Annotated in this window: 1 pseudogene; it reads left to right on the top strand. The window is 45.7% G+C overall.

Annotation, left to right across the window (positions count from 1 at the left end):
- Positions 1-1,104, top strand: a pseudogene (locus tag ICN21_RS01670) (IS3 family transposase); the annotation flags it as partial.

Consider the following 1,104-nt stretch of genomic DNA (forward strand, 5'->3'; position numbering starts at 1 on the left):
GTCACTTATTTGAGATTAGTCACTCAGATGTCCGCAAATGGGCTTTAGCCTATCAAGCACATGGCCATAGTGGTCTTAATCCCAGCTACCAACGCCATTCCCCAGAGTTCAAAGTCCAAGTTCTCCAATATATGGCACAGCATCAGATATCAGCTAGGCCAGCTGCTGCCCACTTTGGGATTGGTAGTATGACCACCATTTTGCAATGGCAAAAACTCTACAATGAGGGCGGTATTACAGCCCTTGCCAATCGACAGAGAGGACAACCGCCTATGTCCCAATTTAATATCAAAGCATTACTCAAAAAACCTATCTCGGAGCTCACGCCGGCAGAGTTGCGAAGACGTTTGGAGTATGCCGAAGCACAGGCTGCCTACCTAAAAAAGTTAGAAGCCTTAGCTCAGAGCAAAGCAACAAAAGAGAACAAGCCCAAGTAATTACTGAGCTAAGGCCGTATTACCGTTTACCAGACTTACTACTCATCGCCAAGATGGCTAAAAGCGTTTACTACTACTGGCGAGCAGCCAGTAGTAATCATGAGCCTGATCCTTATGAGTTGGCTAAAGATCGTATTACCCAGATCTTTAATGCCCACCAGGGCCGTTATGGCTATCGGCGGGTACATTTAGAGCTGCGCAATCAACAGCAATATTTAAACCACAAGACCGTACAAAAGCTCATGGGGCAGCTAGGACTTAAATCCCTTGTGAGGCCTAAGCGATACCAGTCCTTTAAGGGGAATATTGGTAAAGCGGCTCCCAATTTATTGGAGCGTAACTTTGGAGCAAGCAAACCTAATGAGAAGTGGGTCACTGATGTCACTGAGTTCAATATCAAGGGTGAGCGAGTCTATTTATCGCCGATCTTAGACCTTTATAACCAAGAGATCGTCTCCTATGAGATTGCTGATCGGCCACAGATTAGCTCAGTCATACAAATGCTCCAAAAGGCTTTTAAGCAACTAAAACCAAAAGATAAGCCCATCTTGCACTCAGACCAGGGCTGGCAATACCAGATGGGGCTTTATCAACAGGCCCTGCACCAGCAGGGTATTACTCAAAGCATGTCTAGAAAAGGTAATTGCTTGGATAACGCAGTCATGGA

It is taken from the genome of Polynucleobacter sp. AP-Feld-500C-C5 (genome assembly GCF_018882265.1).
Taxonomy (GTDB): Bacteria; Pseudomonadota; Gammaproteobacteria; order Burkholderiales; family Burkholderiaceae; genus Polynucleobacter.